General features: G+C 58.4%; 14 protein-coding genes and 1 pseudogene. 9 read left to right on the top strand and 6 right to left on the bottom strand.

Features of this window, described 5'->3' with window-relative positions; translation table 11 throughout:
• Positions 1 to 164: 164 nt before the first annotated feature.
• Positions 165 to 1,841, top strand: a complete 1,677-nt coding sequence (locus AC1XDK_RS11565; RefSeq protein WP_483350057.1) for an acetate--CoA ligase — start codon at positions 165 to 167, stop codon at positions 1,839 to 1,841.
• A gap of 51 nt (positions 1,842 to 1,892) precedes the next feature.
• On the opposite strand, the gene AC1XDK_RS11560 is transcribed toward AC1XDK_RS11565, so the two are convergent.
• Together AC1XDK_RS11560 and AC1XDK_RS11555 are read right to left on the bottom strand one after the other, a co-directional pair.
• A complete protein-coding gene (locus AC1XDK_RS11560; protein WP_483350056.1) occupies positions 1,893 to 3,209 on the bottom strand; it encodes a hydroxyacid-oxoacid transhydrogenase in 1,317 nt (438 codons plus the stop codon).
• 1 nt (position 3,210) lies between these two features.
• On the bottom strand, positions 3,211 to 4,014 hold the full coding sequence (locus AC1XDK_RS11555; RefSeq protein ID WP_483350055.1) for an N-acyl homoserine lactonase family protein: 804 nt from the start codon (positions 4,012 to 4,014) through the stop codon (positions 3,211 to 3,213).
• A 208-nt stretch (positions 4,015 to 4,222) separates the two neighbouring features.
• Here AC1XDK_RS11555 and AC1XDK_RS11550 point away from each other — a divergent pair, with 208 nt between their 5' ends.
• From AC1XDK_RS11550 to AC1XDK_RS11535, 4 genes are all read left to right on the top strand, one after another.
• Positions 4,223 to 4,849 carry a trimeric intracellular cation channel family protein gene (locus AC1XDK_RS11550; RefSeq protein ID WP_483350248.1) on the top strand — a complete coding sequence of 209 codons (627 nt, stop codon included), beginning with the start codon at positions 4,223 to 4,225 and terminating at the stop codon, positions 4,847 to 4,849.
• A 129-nt stretch (positions 4,850 to 4,978) separates the two neighbouring features.
• Positions 4,979 to 5,173, top strand: a complete 195-nt coding sequence (locus tag AC1XDK_RS11545) for a hypothetical protein (RefSeq protein ID WP_483350054.1) — start codon at positions 4,979 to 4,981, stop codon at positions 5,171 to 5,173.
• A 323-nt stretch (positions 5,174 to 5,496) separates the two neighbouring features.
• On the top strand, positions 5,497 to 7,464 hold the full coding sequence (locus AC1XDK_RS11540; RefSeq protein ID WP_483350053.1) for an AAA domain-containing protein: 1,968 nt from the start codon (positions 5,497 to 5,499) through the stop codon (positions 7,462 to 7,464).
• Positions 7,388 to 7,795, top strand: a complete 408-nt coding sequence (locus AC1XDK_RS11535) for a C-terminal helicase domain-containing protein (protein ID WP_483350052.1) — start codon at positions 7,388 to 7,390, stop codon at positions 7,793 to 7,795. Before AC1XDK_RS11540 ends, AC1XDK_RS11535 begins: the two co-directional genes overlap by 77 nt.
• A gap of 154 nt (positions 7,796 to 7,949) precedes the next feature.
• Here the strand turns inward: AC1XDK_RS11535 and rdfA are convergent, their stop codons facing one another.
• Complete coding sequence (gene rdfA / locus AC1XDK_RS11530) at positions 7,950 to 8,567, bottom strand: rod-determining factor RdfA (RefSeq protein ID WP_483350051.1); 618 nt, start codon at positions 8,565 to 8,567, stop codon at positions 7,950 to 7,952.
• A gap of 219 nt (positions 8,568 to 8,786) precedes the next feature.
• Positions 8,787 to 9,404 (bottom strand): class I SAM-dependent methyltransferase, encoded by a 618-nt coding sequence (locus AC1XDK_RS11525; protein ID WP_483350050.1) that lies wholly within the window; start codon positions 9,402 to 9,404, stop codon positions 8,787 to 8,789.
• A 318-nt stretch (positions 9,405 to 9,722) separates the two neighbouring features.
• Between AC1XDK_RS11525 and AC1XDK_RS11520 the strand changes: the two genes are divergently transcribed.
• The 3 genes and pseudogenes from AC1XDK_RS11520 (at position 9,723) to AC1XDK_RS11510 (ending at position 11,296) form a co-directional block, all read left to right on the top strand.
• Positions 9,723 to 9,854, top strand: a complete 132-nt coding sequence (locus AC1XDK_RS11520; protein ID WP_483350049.1) for a hypothetical protein — start codon at positions 9,723 to 9,725, stop codon at positions 9,852 to 9,854.
• A 3-nt stretch (positions 9,855 to 9,857) separates the two neighbouring features.
• A pseudogene (locus tag AC1XDK_RS11515) lies at positions 9,858 to 11,093 on the top strand (RNA-guided endonuclease InsQ/TnpB family protein).
• Entirely contained in the window at positions 11,090 to 11,296 is a 207-nt protein-coding gene (locus AC1XDK_RS11510; protein ID WP_483350048.1) for a hypothetical protein, read from the top strand. The pseudogene AC1XDK_RS11515 and the gene AC1XDK_RS11510 overlap by 4 nt, the downstream one beginning before the upstream one ends.
• Positions 11,297 to 11,469: 173 nt before the next feature.
• Here AC1XDK_RS11510 and AC1XDK_RS11505 read toward each other — a convergent pair whose 3' ends face one another.
• Together AC1XDK_RS11505 and AC1XDK_RS11500 are read right to left on the bottom strand one after the other, a co-directional pair.
• Complete coding sequence (locus tag AC1XDK_RS11505; RefSeq protein WP_483350047.1) at positions 11,470 to 12,285, bottom strand: IclR family transcriptional regulator; 816 nt, start codon at positions 12,283 to 12,285, stop codon at positions 11,470 to 11,472.
• Positions 12,286 to 12,811: 526 nt separating this feature from the next.
• Positions 12,812 to 14,068 carry an allantoate amidohydrolase gene (locus AC1XDK_RS11500; RefSeq protein WP_483350046.1) on the bottom strand — a complete coding sequence of 419 codons (1,257 nt, stop codon included), beginning with the start codon at positions 14,066 to 14,068 and terminating at the stop codon, positions 12,812 to 12,814.
• A gap of 156 nt (positions 14,069 to 14,224) precedes the next feature.
• Here AC1XDK_RS11500 and AC1XDK_RS11495 point away from each other — a divergent pair, with 156 nt between their 5' ends.
• Positions 14,225 to 15,850, top strand: a complete 1,626-nt coding sequence (locus tag AC1XDK_RS11495) for an ABC transporter substrate-binding protein (protein WP_483350045.1) — start codon at positions 14,225 to 14,227, stop codon at positions 15,848 to 15,850.
• Positions 15,851 to 15,852 lie beyond the last annotated feature (2 nt).

Raw genomic sequence — 15,852 nt, 5'->3', positions numbered from 1 at the left:
CCTCAAAACGATTATGGATGGACGATATTCATGTCTCTTTAGTTAGCAACGTTCTCACCATCTCTAAAATAGTTAGCAATCTGTGGATGTCAGGCCGCAATAGTGACAAATCACCGCCATCTTGGGGGAGGATATTTATCATGATAGATGTGGTTGAACGTAGTATGCAACGAGAGGACCGACTCGATGCGTATCATTTCTACGAACAAGAATGGGACGACTACGAGCAACTTCACGACTCGTTTGAGTGGGACGTGCCGTCCGAGTTCAACATGGCCGAGTATGTCTGTGACAGATGGGCGGACGAGCGAGGCCGTGTCGCGCTCTTCGCCACAGACGGGGACGGACGGGAACGAATGTACACGTTCTGGCAGCTACGAAACCTGACGAATCGTCTCGCGAACTATCTCGCGGACCAAGGAGTCAGTCGTGGTGACCGCGTCGGCGTAAACGCACCACAAAAACCTGAGACTCTTATCGCACACATCGCCGCATGGAAGTTGGGAGCGGTTTCGGTGCCTCTGAGTACACTCTTCGGCATCGACGGGCTCTCATACCGGTTGGACGATTCCAAGTCGGTGGCATGTATCGTCGACGAATCGAACATCGGAACCCTCCGCGAGATCCGAGATGACCTCCACGCGCTAAACACGGTCCTGACAGTCGACGTGGATGACCCCGCTGACGGCGAAAACGACATCTGGGACGCGATGGTAGCCCACTCACGTGACCGAGACGTCGTCGACACTGACGCTGAGGACGACGCTATCATCATCTATACCAGCGGAACGACGGGGAACCCCAAAGGCGTCCGCCACGCACACCGAATGCTACTCGGACACCTCCCGTTGTTTGTGACCTCGTTTTGTAACCTCGATATTCGAGAGACGGACGTGGCGTGGACACCCTCCGAGTGGGCGTGGGTTGCGTCCCTGTTCGACATCGTCTTCCCCGCACTGTACTACGGCCGGCCCATCGTCGCGTACGAAGGAGGCCCCTTCGACCCCGATGCGGCGTTCCGAACCATCGAACGTTTCGGCGTCTCTATTTTCTTTGCACCGCCGACGGCTCTCCGGATGATGATGAACGTCGACGACCCTGCGGACCACTACGACGTCGATTCGGTGCGCGTCATTCCCAGTGGCGGCGAATCACTCGGACAAAGCATCGTCGAGTGGGGCGAAACCACCTTCGACGGGGCTACCGTCCACGAGGCGTACGGTCAGACGGAGGCGAACCTGACGATCGGCGACTGCACCGCGCTCACCGAGTTTCGCGAGGGAAAAATGGGGATGGCTGGCCCCGGTCACAACGTTCGAATCGTCGATCCTGAGACGGCAGAACCCACCGTCGAGAACGGTGAGGTGGGTGAAATCGTGGTTCGATACGAGGGCGACCCCGTGTGCTTCAAGGAGTATCTGAATCGCCCCGAGAAGACGAATCAGAAGGTTCGTAACGGTTGGCTCCTCACCGAAGACCTCGGGATCCGCGACGAGGACGGCTATATTTCGTTCGTCTCGCGGACAGATGACGTTATCATTTCGTCGGGCTACCGCATCGGCCCGGAGGAAATCGAGGAGAGCCTTGCCGGTCACGAGGCTGTCGCCGACTCGGCCGTCGTCGGTGTCCCCGATGAGGAACGGGGTGAGATTCCGAAGGCGTTCGTCGTCCTCGCGGACGGGTTCGAGTCGACTGACCGACTCGTAGAGGAGCTTCAGTCTTACGTTAAAGGACGATTGGCGAAATACGAATACCCTCGCAAAATCGCGTTCCTCGACGAACTCCCGAAAACGACGACCGGAAAGGTTCGTCGGACTGACCTTCGCGAAACGGAGGGATAGTCCGGTCAGCGTAAGACAGGAGACACATTCGTCCAGTACGGTCCCGAGAGGTCACTTCCCCCAGTTGTACAGCGCGTCCACGAAGATGTCGTGGACGTCCTCCTCGACGACTGGTCTGGGGTTGCAGCGAAGCAACCGTGCCTGCGTCTCGACGGTCTGTTTCGCCAGCCAGTCGACTTCGTCTTCCGTGATCCCCGCCAGTTCATTGAGGCCGCTCGGCAGGACGTTCAGGTCGCGCTGAAGCTGAATGTACTCCCCTTTCAGTGCGTCGGCGGCCTCGCCGGGGGACATTCCTGTCGTATCGACGCCGAACCGACGCGCGAGCGAGGCGAAGCGTTTCGGGTCGCTCGCAGAGTTGTAGTCGATGGTGCTCGCCGGAGTCAACACCGCGATGGTTTCGCCGTGATATGTGTGATACTTGTTCCCGACGGGATAGGCCATCGCGTGACAGAGGCTCGCCCCCGCTGTTAGCCCCGCGATGGCACCGAACAGCGCGCCCTGTAGCATGTTCTCACGTGCCTCCAAGTCGTCCCCGTTGTGAACCGCCTTACGGACGTTGTTCGACAGCAGGTCGATAGCCTTCTCCGAAAACATCTCGGTGAGGGGCGTCCGCCCGGCGTACACGGGACGCTCGGCGGGGTCGGTCGGCCGTAGGAGCGAATCGTACTCGTGAGTCGTATATCCCTCCATGGCGTGCCCGAGGGCGTCCATCGCCGTCTTCGCGGTTAGCCCCGGCGGGAGCGTAGTCGTGAGCGTCGGGTCTAACACCGCGGCATCGGCGCGGATGTGGTTGCTGGAGATTCCCTCCTTGATCTCCTTTTCCTCCACCGAGAGGATGGAGACGGGCGAAATCTCCGCCCCTGTTCCGGCCGTCGTCGGCATCAAAACGAGCGGCGGGCCGGATTCGACGAGAGATTCCCCCTCGCCTGTCGGTTTGGCGATGTAGTCGAGCGGCCCGCCGCCGTTGGCGATGACCGCGCGCGTCGTCTTCGCGGTGTCCATACAACTCCCTCCGCCGAGTCCGACGTAGAAGTCGTACCCCGTTTCGCCCTTCTCGTCGCGGACGAAATCAAGACAGTTCTCGATGGCCGCGATGGACGGTTCGCGCTCCGACTCGTCGTAGACATCCACGGCCAATTCGGCGTCTTCGAGGTGCGTTTCGACGCGTTCGACGTGGCCGATGTCCACGAGGTTCTCGTCGGTGATGATGAGACCGTGGGCGTCCTCGTCCACTCCCAAATCGCGCAATTGAAACGACAGTTCGTCCGTCGCATCCCGTCCGAACCGAATCTGGGGCATCTGGATGTGCCAGACGGTTTCCGGCGAGAGTTCGTGGGATGGTGCGGAGACGGAGCGTTCATAGCTCATCTCAGGGCCATCCTCCCTGGATCTCCTCGAACTGATCCGGGTCGTGCCCGTACACGACTTCAGCGTCGTGTTTGCGCTCTATCTCCTTCAGTTTCTGGAGGCTATCGAACCAGTGTCGGTGGCTCCAGAGGAGTCCAGCACCGAGCGGAATCTCGTCGTCGTAGTTTTCGGTCTGATAGATTTCGTCACCCGCGAACGCGACTGTTCCGACATCGTCGAGGTGAATAACCGTCCCGGTCAGTCCCGGCGTGTGTCCGGGGAGGTGAACGAAATCGACGTCCTCGAAGTGGGTTTCTCTGTCTCGGTGCATCACTTGCCAGTTAAGATCGTGATCGAAGTCACCGAGGATGTACGCCGCGCTTCCCTCATCCGTCTTCGTGCTGTAGTAGGCGAACTTCAACTCCTCTTCGTGGACGAACACCGGCGTGTCCGTCCCGTCGAAGTGATGCAAGCCACCCGCGTGATCAAGATGCAAGTGCGTCTGAAACACGTAGTCGATGTCATCGAGGTCGTACCCCGCATCCCCGAGGTCGTCTCGAAGGTCGTGCTCGCCCACGTCGTGCGGATAGAACGCCTGTTTCAACCCTTCGGGCCAGTGACCGTCGAGGGCCTCCTCGTGGTTGCCCGTATCCCAAAGAATCGTTCCTTCAGGGTGGTCGATGACGAGATTGAATACTGGTATCTCGATGTAGTCGGTGTCCGGGTTCGGTTCGTTGTGACTCCCAAGCGTGTTTCCCTCGATGAGATAGTTGAGGTCACACTCCAGTCCGCCCCGATCGATAACGTCGATGGTTGCGTTAACCATGGTTTATTATTATCGTCCTGGGAAAAGAGCATATCTTACCGTCGAGCACATGTCTGTCAATGGATGTATGATAAAATTGGCAGATATGTGAAAAAAGTACCCGACAATGAATATGAATAGTAATGGAAATGAACTGTCGAACAACTCCTTCCGGTTTGACGTCAATCGCTGGCGTAATAACTCCAGTACCGAAATAGCGGATAAACCGATGCTTTCGAACCAACTCTTCTCTATCGCAAACGCCGTCGGACTGGTCGCCTTCGCCCTCGTCGGCGCGAGCAAGGCGATTCGAGAAGGATTCGATCCGTTTGGGGTCACGGTCGTCGGCCTCGTCACCGCTTTCGGCGGCGGTACGACCCGCGACGTGTTGGTCAACCGCGTTCCGCTCTCACTGCAAACCCTCTCAAACATCGGATTCGGCGTGGTCGGCGTTTCCATCGCCATCGGCCTCTCCTTCTTGTATCGTGAACCCGACCGACATCCGATTTCGCTGACCGCCGACGCCGTCGGACTCGCCGCTTTTACGACCGCGGGTGCCATCGTCGCATCCGGGGTCGGCGTCTCGCCGTTCGGCGTCGTCGCGGTGGCGACAATAAACGCCATTGGCGGCGGCGCGATGGCGGACATTCTTCTCGACCGCTCGCCGTTCGTGTTGGTCCGGGACTTTTACGCGAGCTGTGCCGTCCTCGGCGGCTTTGCGTATTGGTGTCTGTTGACCCTCGGCGGCGATGCCAACGTCGCGGTCAGCGGCTGTGCGGGTATCACGCTCTTGACGAGGGTCGCGGCCGTTCAGTTCGGTTGGCGACTTCCCACGGTGCGAACGAACCCACACTAAATGGTACGAGACTTCATTTTGCACTCGGTAGTAGTGCGTAGCTCCACACAATATCTTCCCGATTCCCGCCTTAAGTAAATTACTTTATATGTGGGTAATTTTTATGTTTTCTTTCCGTTTCGATTCCGTATGGACGATTCCGACCTCGAGGAGCGACTCGGCCGAATCGAGCGACGACAGAGACTTATTCTCGCCCTGCTTGTCATCCCGTATCTCGTTGGCATCGCCACATACAGCAACGTTTGGGTCGCCGGTGTTCTCGTGACCGCCCTCGTGATGGTCGTCATTGTCCGCAGACGCAACCGGAGTACGACAAACGGGTAGACTGGAATTGCCCTCCGATACAAACACTGCTAATACGGTCAATGCATTCTAGTTTCTGTCCAACTGCTCACCGTGTCTCTTGGACGCTTCGGAAAATGAACAAATAAATGACCGTATTCCAGACTGGACAGCAACGTGACCATTGTCTTCTACACCGATCGTTCTCGCTGGCAACTGATGATGCACACTCGACGTCCGTCGTCTCCCGCTTCCGAAGCGAAGGGCATATATCGACCATGTTCGATACCTACGACAGCATCACGGCCGCTAGTCATCACGTGAATCACGGGGCCCGAAACGCACCACCATTGACCCATGAAATCATGACTCCCGAACCGAACCCCTCCACGAAGACGGCGGTCGATGACCTGTCGCAAGCGTGGAACCTACGTGATTCGACGCTCCTCCGCTCGGACGGGGAACCGATGCAGACCTCTCGATTCGACCGGAACATCTCGCCCGATCATTTGCACGAGGCGCTCGACCGGGGGGCGAAGACCGTCCGCGAGAGCGCTCCGAACCGGGACGGGTACGCCGTTCCGTTGCACGAGAAAGGGAACCCGACGACGACGAACGAGTACGTCCTCTGGCGACCAGACTCGGCGCAGGTGGGGTGGTACGACACGAGTTTCGGCATCGACGGGACCGTTCGGTTCATCTCGGTCGAGACGGCCTCGGAGACGACGCTGAGCGACCGTCTCCGATTTTGGCATCCAGAGGTAACACCCGTGGTAGAGGACGAACTGAAAGCGTTCGAACTCCCGAAATCGGAAGTGAGACCTCGGTCCGGCCTCTCCGCGGACGAGCGGCGTGCGTTTTTCGACGAACTCCGTCAGTTCGTCGAATCGGAACGGGAAACCGAACAGCGGGCGAACCGCGAACGGTACCGAAACGAGGGGTTGACGACGCTCACAGATCAGGGAGTCGCGTCCGGGCCGTTCGTCTCGCTCGGACCAAACGGCCGACCCGCGGAACCGACGTACTCGTTTCAGATTTCACCGGAGGACGACGACGGGGACGTCGACCTCTTTCGGGACGAGGAGATGTACCCGGAGAGCGTCTTTCTCATCGACACGATGGGCGAATCGGACGACTTCCCTATCGCCGTCGAAATCGTCTCCGTCGACGGGCCGACGGTGACGGTCAAACCGGACGCCAGTTGCGAACGCTCCGACGTCGAGGAACTCTTCACGGCCAACCGAAGCGAATTCTGGCTGACGCATCTCCTCAATCCCGTTCCGTTCGAGCGGCGGACGGAGGCGATTCGAAAAATCGAGTCGAATCCGAAAAAACGGGAACTGATAGTCGGAAATCGACCCGTCCGGTTCAAGGCCGACGGGCTCTCGGTCCCCAGCGCCGACATGGAGTTGAACGAGTATCAGAAACAGGCCCTGAAATGGGCCGACGACGCGAAAGACATTCTCTGTATCCACGGTCCACCCGGAACGGGAAAGACCCGGACGCTGACGGCGTACGTGCTGTACGCGGTCCAACACGGCGATTCGGTGTTGGTGACGGCACACTCAAATCAGGCCGTCGACAACATCCTCGTCGGAGATAGCGCGGTGGGGGACCCGGAACCCGACACGCTCCACGCGGCCGTCTGTCGGGCGAACGAGTCCGACGAAGACGGCGATGATGGAGGACCCACCGAGGACGGACTCAGTATCGCTCGCGTCGGTCGCAACTCAAAGAACGACGTGGTTCGGCGGCACTACACGAACGCCCCCGTCGCCGAAGCGGACATCGTGGCCGCGACGACGAGCGGCACCGCTCAGTTTGACACGAACCGGTTCGACGTCGCCGTCGTCGACGAGGCGACACAGGCGAGTCGCCCCGCGATGGCCATCGTCCTCAACTGTGCGCGAAAGCTCGTTCTTTCGGGCGACCACAAGCAACTGTCCCCGTACTGCGCCGACGAATCGATGAAGGACGAACGGCTACACGTCTCGCTGTTCGAGCATCTCCTCGACCGATACGGAACCGACATCTCGGTTCTCCTCCGGCGGCAGTACCGGATGCACTCGGCCATCGCCGACTTCCCCAACGCCGCGTTTTACGACGGGAACTTGGAAACGGCGGCGCGAAACCGCGAGTGGCGAATCGACAACCTCGACTCGCTCGTCGCCATCGACGTCGCCGGCGACGAGCGCCGCGAGTCCGGCGGCAACTCCGTCTACAACCCCCCCCGAAGCACGAGCGGTCGTCGCGGAGGTGACGAAACTCGTGGACGCGGGCGTCGCCCCGAAGGACATCGGCGTCATCTCGATGTACCGTGGACAGATCGGTGAAATCCGCTCACGACTCCATCGGACCGGCGAGGACGCGGGCCGTGTCACCGTCGATACGGTCGATTCGTTTCAGGGCGGTGAACGCGAAGCGGTCGTCGTCTCGTTCGTTCGGAGCAACGACGCCGGAAACGCCGGATTCCTCGAACTCCCCAACGAGGGACCACGCCGCCTTAACGTCGCGCTCACCCGCGCGAGAAAACGCCTCGTATTGATCGGCGACTGGGAAACGCTCGTGTCCGTCTCGCCGAGTAGGAGGTCGGAAAACAGTTGCGCACACTTGTACGACGAACTGGCCACGAAACTCGAACGAGAGGGCCGTTTCGTAAACTGACTCGGGTGCTTGAGGTTCGGTGCTCGCCGGTCGGATCGCTTCTTCGAGCGCCGACAGACGACAATCATTTCTCGGACAGGCGACGATGCTCGTCGTCGAGCGCGGCGGCTTCCTCGGTTGACTGGATGGCGAGGTAGTCGGCGTCCACCACCGCTCAGTTCGACGTCTCACACTCACAGCCGCCGTTTTCGAGGAGGTCATCCACCGTGTACGACTGTCCACACGTGTCACATAGGATACGGATATCTACGAAAACGTCGAAATCACCGAGCGTGAGACGGTCCGTATTGACGAGGTTCGTCAGCGTTGTTTCCGTGACTGCACTGGTCTTCGTCCGCAACCGCTGTATCGTCTCGCCGCTCTTTTCCACTTGGTCTGTCTCGTTTTTACCCGACTCGTATTCGACGCCGCGGTGTTTCGTCAGGTAGGTGTGTATCGCCTGATGCGTGACGAAGTCCTTCTTCAGCTCCTCGATGGAAATTCCCTCCCTCTCAAGGGAATTCTTCGTTTCGATGCGTACACCGCGACTCACCGAGTCGTCTGTCAACAATCGGTAGGTGTTCTCGACCTCTCCGTCTAACGACGCCACTCCGGCCTGTTCCAGCGCTGCGCGTAGCACGGCTCGGTTGAACACGTCAGCGAGATCACGAAGGCTGTACTGGGTTCCGTCTTCTCCCGTCCAATCCGCTTCGAGTCGTTCGCCCATTCCGGTCAACTCGTACTCGTTAATGACCCGCTGAACTTTACTCTGCGTGGCCGAGTTTCTGCTCATACTGTACTGTAGTCCTCCTATGACGTTTGATTGTTTCGGAGAGTGCTAGCATCGTCATCATCGTGTCTTTTCACACCTAATCCTGCCATTTCTGACCCGTTACGCGCGTAGTCACGTAACGTCGTCTGTCATTGCTTCTCCCATTTTTCAGACGCTCATTAGACTTTCGTGCCTGACTTTCCCTCCACGTTCGAATCGAAAGAACGTGACTCCCGACTGTCAAAGCACGCGAAACACGCGAACCGTGTCGCGCTTGCTCGGTTCGCGGACGAGTTGGGCGAGGCCGAGGTCGGAGAACACCCGTTTCCAGTTCCGGTAGTACAGCGGGAAGTCATCGTGAACGTAGCTCACTTTCTCGTCCCCGCGGCCCCGTTGTGGACTGTTCCCTTCGTTTTCCGCGGTTATTACGAGATCCGACGCGACGCGGCATATCTCCTCGAATACCCACTCGTTGTCGGGATGGATGTGCTGCAACGTCTCCACCGAGTACACTACATCGAACGTGTCGTCAGGGAACTCGGGGAGGAGGTCCTCGATTGCACCGGTTCGAAACGTCCCCGTCGCGGCGAGTTTCGGATACCGCTCGGCCATCACGTCGAACGACTCGTCGTTGATATCGATTCCAGTGAGGTTTGTGTATCCGTTGTCGAGGAGGTGGGCGAGGTGGCGACCCGAACTACAGCCGATTTCGAGTATCGGTGCCTTCTCGTCGACGTAGTAGTCGAACACGCTGGCGAGGGTGTTACTGACCTCGTTCGGACCGATTTGGGCGTAGTACTCGGGCGAAAAATCACCCGTGCGCTCCGCCCAGTCGCGACGGTTGTCGTCGGGTTCCATAGGTATCGGTCTCGCGGCCGGGAAGTTAAGACCCTCCCTCGACGTCCGGTGTGACGACGCTGAAAAATCGATTCGGGTAAAACCAGCGTGCCAGCCGACCGTATATTTAGGCCGGCCTAATAATCGAAGCAGTTATTAGTGTTTAGGTGTGCCTAAAAACATGGCGGAGAGTGACACACTCTACGAGAAATCACAGCGAGAGTGCCTCGGGGCTTGACCCCGAGGGTGAATCGCGTACGCTGAGTCAGTATCAAAATCGCAAGAGTAAGAGTTATAGTACTCTCCTGTGTATCTTGGACAGTACACGATGTGGTACAAATGAGGTTAGATGCCGACATAACGGACGAAGACCGACAACGGGTAAAAGCCTACGCCGACGACAAAGGAGTGCGTATGCGTCGAGCATACGCCGACCTGCTTCGATCCGCTCTCGACGCCAAGGGGTACTGAAACATGGATGTCACGCTTCGCTGTCGAGCCTATCCCGACGAAGAAGTGGCCAACGAAGCGTGGCGTCACATCGAGATTCACCGACAAATACGGAATCACGCCGTCCGCGACTACTACCAAGCACCGCGGAACGACCGTCCGCGTGCCTACGACCAACACCGCAAGCTCACCGAGTGGAAACGGAGATGGTCGACCTTCGCGGACGTATCAGCTCATGCCGCCCAACAGACCGTGAGTCAAATCCAGAAAGACCAGAAGGTGCTCAAAAAGCACCGAGAGAACGGTCGGAAGACAGGACGGCTCAAATGGCAAGGTACGGGAGAGTTTCGGTCAGTAGCGTACCAGTCAGAAGGCTTCAACGTCAATCACACGACGGGCCACGATTTCGGGACGCTTACCCTCTCAAAAATCGGCGAGATACCGATACGAGCACACCGCGACTTGCCCGACACGGAGAACGTCAAACGCGCCATTCTCAAGAAAGATTGAACCGGCGCATGGTTCGCCTGTTTCGTAGTCGAAGTGGATACTCCCGCGAAATCAGACCCAGAAGACATCGACCGTGCCGACTGTATCGGTGTGGATCTCGGGATTCAGTCGTACATCCACACGTCCGAGGACCTTTCGGTCGAATGTTTGGACTTGGAATCGGAGTACGAACAGTACGCCCGCCAACAGCGCTCGCTCGACCGTAAGCAACACGGCTCGGCCAACTGGGAGAAACAGCGCCAGAAAGTCGCTCGTGCCAAACGTCGAATCCGGTGGAAGGTGCTCGACTTTCAGCACAAACTTTCGACGTGGCTCGTTCGGGAATACGACGTAGTGGCGGTCGAAGACCTCGATGTGAAGCCGATGCTCGAAACCAGCCAGTCAGCAAAGAACAAGCAGGACGCCGCATGGTCCCGGTTTCTCGACCTTCTGGAATACAAGGGCGACTTGCACGGAACGCATGTCGTTCGCGTCGATGCTCGCGGAACCACTAAGGAATGCAACCAGTGCGGCGTCGAAACGTCAAAGCCGCTGTGGGTTCGGGAACATTCGTGTCCGGCGTGCGGTCACACGGAAGCCCGGGACTTGAATGCGGCAAAGAACATCCTCGACAGGGGACTCAAATCTTTTCATGTAGGGCCGGGACGGTCCGAATCAACGCCTGTGCAGACTGTGCTCCCTGCGTTCGCTCGTCATTCGGGACGGGTGGATGCAAAGTACGTCGTCGAAGCAGGAAGCCCCGCGGCTTGACCGCGGGGGACGTTCACGTGACCGTCTCGTGGTTCTTCAGGGATGTTCTGGACCTCGATGCACACGAAGAGGAAGCGATGGAACTGGCGGGGTTCTTGAGTCCGACCGTCGCCGAGCGACTCGCGGCGACACTCCCCTGCGAGACGGAGTTCGCATCTTCGTCCCAAAAGCGGTCACCGTCGGACACAGAGGACGAGAGGTGACGTGACCAACTGCACAGTTGTTATAGCGACATATAGTTTAACCCCTCTCTACAGCATTTCTACCGAACCCTTCCTTTCGTCGATTCGACCGCCATTACAACCTTACTTCTGTAATGGCATCCACCGATGAGATTCGCCCGGGTTCTGCCACTCTGAAGACGCGCTACTATTCCTCAGATGAATTTCGGGTGGTCCCCCTCCCGCTCCGCCATGTTGATGTTCACCTCGATGACGTTCGCCGCGTTCGTCACCTTCTCGACTATCATGTCGTGATACTCCGCTTCGTTCATGCGGTTGGTCGGGCCGGACACGCTCACTGAACCGAGGACGCGACCACTCCTGTCCAGCACCGGCGCGCCGATGGCTTTGAGCCCCTCGATCTCCTCCTCGTCGTTGTAGGCGTACCCGCGTTCCCGAATCACTTCGAGCTCGGACAGCAACTCCTCCCGGTCGGTGATGGTGTTCTCCGTTTTACGGACCAACCCGTAACGGTCGATGATGGTTTCCACCCTGTCGGACGGGAGCGAGGCGAGAATCGACTTTCCGGTCGCCGAGAAGTGCAGGTAATCCGGTTTCTGCAGCTTGCTCGTCTGGTAGTTACTGCCGACCGCTTTGTCGCCCCGAACTTTGTAGAGGTTCACGCTGAGGCCGTGTTGTTCGGTGGCGAGGTGGGCGTACTCCCCCGTCTCGTCGGCCAAACTCTCTATTTCGGGTTTCCCGATGCTGTACAGTTTGTTCTGGTTGCGAACGTACTCGCCGAGAAGGAGGAACTGCAACGACAGCGAGTACGTGTTTCCCTCTTGGACGACGAACTTGTTCTCCCGCAGCGTCGTGAGGTGATTGTAGACGGCGCTTTTGGACATATCGAGATGGTCGGCGAGTTCGGTGACGCGCGCGCCGTCGAACTCTTCCAACGCCTGAATCACGTCGAACGCTCGCGTGACCGTTTTCAGGGTTCGCGACGAGCCGGTTTCGGTCGAATTTGTCATGACATATGATACCAAGCATGTCCATAAAAGCGTTTGTATATGGTGCAATGAATTCCGAATCCGAAAACCGATAGCAGTAGCAATCATATACAAGTATTTGCTATTTATCATATATGTGGTGTTCCTCTAATCAGCCGTAATCGGCCGATTTCGGAAGGATTGCTTTTGGCTTGTCGTTACTGTGCGTTCAAAATACGTGCAAACGGTTTATGGACATTTAGTCCATTGTCGGATTGTTTTCTACGACGCTTTCGTCATATAATCACGGATGCACGAATTATGGGCTCTCACGGGATGTGTGTCGGGTGAAGGATTTCGACCGCGTTCTCTATCGGTGCAAACTATAAATCGGGTGTGAGGTAGACCGTACTTATTCGAAAACGACCGTTTGAGTGGCTAATACACGACTTGAGGGTGCGAACCTGTCGTAGAATCTCACACGAGCGACTCGACTGGTAATAGCTGGAGACTCCCGTCTATTCGTAGCTCGAACGAAACGAACGCTATTTGTCCGTCTGCGAACGGGCTACTCGTTGGAGCCGGCGAGCCGCGCTACCGCACCGGCGAGAACGCGCGTCGATTCGGCACAGTCCTTCCACTCGGTCCACTCCAGCGGATTGTGAGAAATCCCGTCCCGTGACGGGGCAAAGAGCAAGCCAGCGTCGGTGACGCTCGCGACGTGCATCGTGTCGTGGGCGGCTCCGGAGTGGAGGGACAGCGTTTCGATGTTTGCGGCCTCCCCGGCAGCTTCTAGCGCGGTACGACAACGGTCACTCATCGGTACGGGGTGGCGATTCCACGGCCGTTCGAACTCGGTCGTCACGTCGCGTTCGGTTTCTATGCGGTCGAGGCTCCGCTTCGCTCGCTCCACGACGTACTCGATGGAGTCCTGCTCGATGTCGCGGATATCGAGGCTCATCTCGGCCCGTCCCGGGATGACGTTCGGCGCACCCGGCCGCACGTCGAGTTTGCCGACGGTGGCGACGGCCGTGTTCGATTCGGTTTCGACGCACTCGTTCGCGGCGGTTTCGATGTCTAGAACGAATTCGCTCGCACCGGTGAGGGCATCCGACCGGTCGCACATCAGCGTCGACCCGGCGTGGTTCGCTTCGCCGGCGATTTCGATAGCACACCGGGAGAGTCCCGTTATCGTCGTCACGATACCGGCCGGGACCGACGCGTCTTCGAGACGCTCGCTCTGTTCGATGTGGAGTTCCAGCCACGCGTGCCACTCGTCGGCGGCGACTCGCCCCTCGCCGAGAAAGCCGATGTCGCCGAGCGCGGTTTCGAGCGTCACGCCGGATTCGTCTTCGAGCGCGAGCGCCGTTTCGAGGCTCATCTCCCCGGCAGCGACGGCGGAACCGAGCAATCCGCCGTCGAACCGCTGGCCTTCTTCCTCGGTGAAGCAGACGACTTCGACCGGACGGGACGGTTCGACGCCCACGTCTTGCATCGCTCGGACCGCCTCTAACGCGGCGTACACGCCGAGTGGTCCGTCGAAGATGCCTCCCTCGGGCACGGAGTCGAGGTGGCTCCCGGCGGCGACTGCGCCCGCGTCTGGGTCGGCGCTTTCGGGCGTCCATCGGCCGACGATGTTCCCTACTCGGTCCACGTGAACGTCGAGACCTGCGTCCCGCAGTCGCTCACAAAAATACTCTCGTGCGTTCCTGTCCGCCTCTGTTCCGGTTAGGACGGTCCGACCGTGACCGTTTTCGACCGCGACCGACCCGAAAGCCGCGTTGGCCTCGATGTCTCGTCGTAGCCGTTGCTCACGTACCTGCATGCGTACCAAGCGCAACGTGGCTCACCTGCCTATTTGACTGTTTCCCAACCGTACATTCGACTTACAGTTTCAGGCATCCCCATTTCATTTCAAACATTCAACTATATTGTTACAGTTTTCATAATCTTTATCACTGGTGGTTGTGTCCGATATTCTATGCCAAGCGATAGCAATAGCCGCAATATTGAAAAAAATAGCGATACGAGCGGTCACGGACGCGTCGACCGTCGAGCGTTTCTCGCCACGACAGCCGCCAGCGTACCGGTCGCGCTCGCCGGTTGTCTCGGCGGAGGCGACTCGGACGATTCCGGCGGCGGAAGCGGGGACGGAAACGCGAAAATGGGCGGCACGCTCCAGTGGGGCGGTGCTGTGCCCGTGCAGGGACTCGACCCGCACCTCGAAAGCGCCGCCGCGACCAACCGCGTGCTCGAAAACATCACCGAACCGCTCATCCGGTTGGCCCCCGACTACTCGCTGAAACCCCATCTCGCGAAGGATTGGTCGACTTCCAAGGACAACACAAAACTGGAGTTCACGCTCCAAAAGGGAGTGAAGTTCCACGACGGCAGCGAGATGACGTCCAAAGACGTACTCGCGACCTACGAGCGCATCGCGAACGGTGAGTACCTCGCAACCGGCTTCTTCGACTTCGTTGACTCGATGGACAACCCTGACGACCAGACCTTCGTCGTTCAGTTGTCGGAGCCATTCGCGCCGTTCCTCTCGCGGATGTCGACCGGGGAGATGCACATCGTTCCCCAGAAACAGGCGAAAAAGAAGAAGATCAACGAACCCATCGGAACGGGCCCGTACCAGTTCGAAAGCCACGAGGTTGAGACGTCGTTCACAATGACGAAGTTCGACGACTACTGGGACGCCAGCGACAAAAACGGCCCCTTCCTCGACAAAATCGTCAAGAGCGAGATAACAGACCCGAACGTGCGACTTCAGTCGTTCCGCGCTGGTGAGTACGACTTCGTCAACGGCGTTCCGCCGAAGGACGTCGAATCGCTCAAAAACGATTCGTCCGTCCGCTTCGAGAAACAGTTCCCGAAAGCGCTCGTCTACCTCGGCCTGAACTGCAATAAGAAACCGTTCAACAACAAGCACGCCCGCCTCGCGCTCGATTTCGCGCTCGACAAGGAGAAAATCAGCGAGGCGGCGCTCTACGGCACCGGCAAGACGACGGCGACGCCCGCCGCGCCCGGCAGCAAGTGGGAGGATCCCGACATCAAACCACGTCCCCGTGACCTCGATAAGGCCAAAAAACACCTGAAGAAGGCGGGAATGCCCGACGGATTTTCGGTTTCGTTCAAGATTCCCCAATCCTACCCGACGCAGGTGCAGGGTGCGAAAGTCATCTCCGACCAAGCGTCCGAGGTCGGCATCAATCTCAACATCCAGAAGATAACGTGGAGTACGTGGCTGTCGGACGTCTACAGCAAGCAGAACTTCGAGGCGACGACCAGTTCGTACCTCGCGCTGACCTACCCCGACGTGTCGTTCTATAAGTTCCTCCACCCGGACGGTGCGTTCTTCTTCACCGGATGGAAGAACGACGAGTACAACAAACTCGTCGAGAAGGCCCGCCACAAGTACGACGACGACAAGCGTGCCGAACTGTACCACAAAGCGACGAAGATCTTCCACGAGGACCGCGCAGGTCACCTCTTGCTCTGGTGGCAGGCGAACCTGTATGCCGGTTCGAAGGACTACAAGGGTAAAATCGGTACTCCCGACGGCTCCACGCTCCGGTTCAACGACAACTGGCTCGAGGGATAATT

This window comes from Haladaptatus sp. HS23 (assembly GCF_056892285.1).
This window is presented reverse-complemented; position numbering and strand designations above follow the sequence as displayed.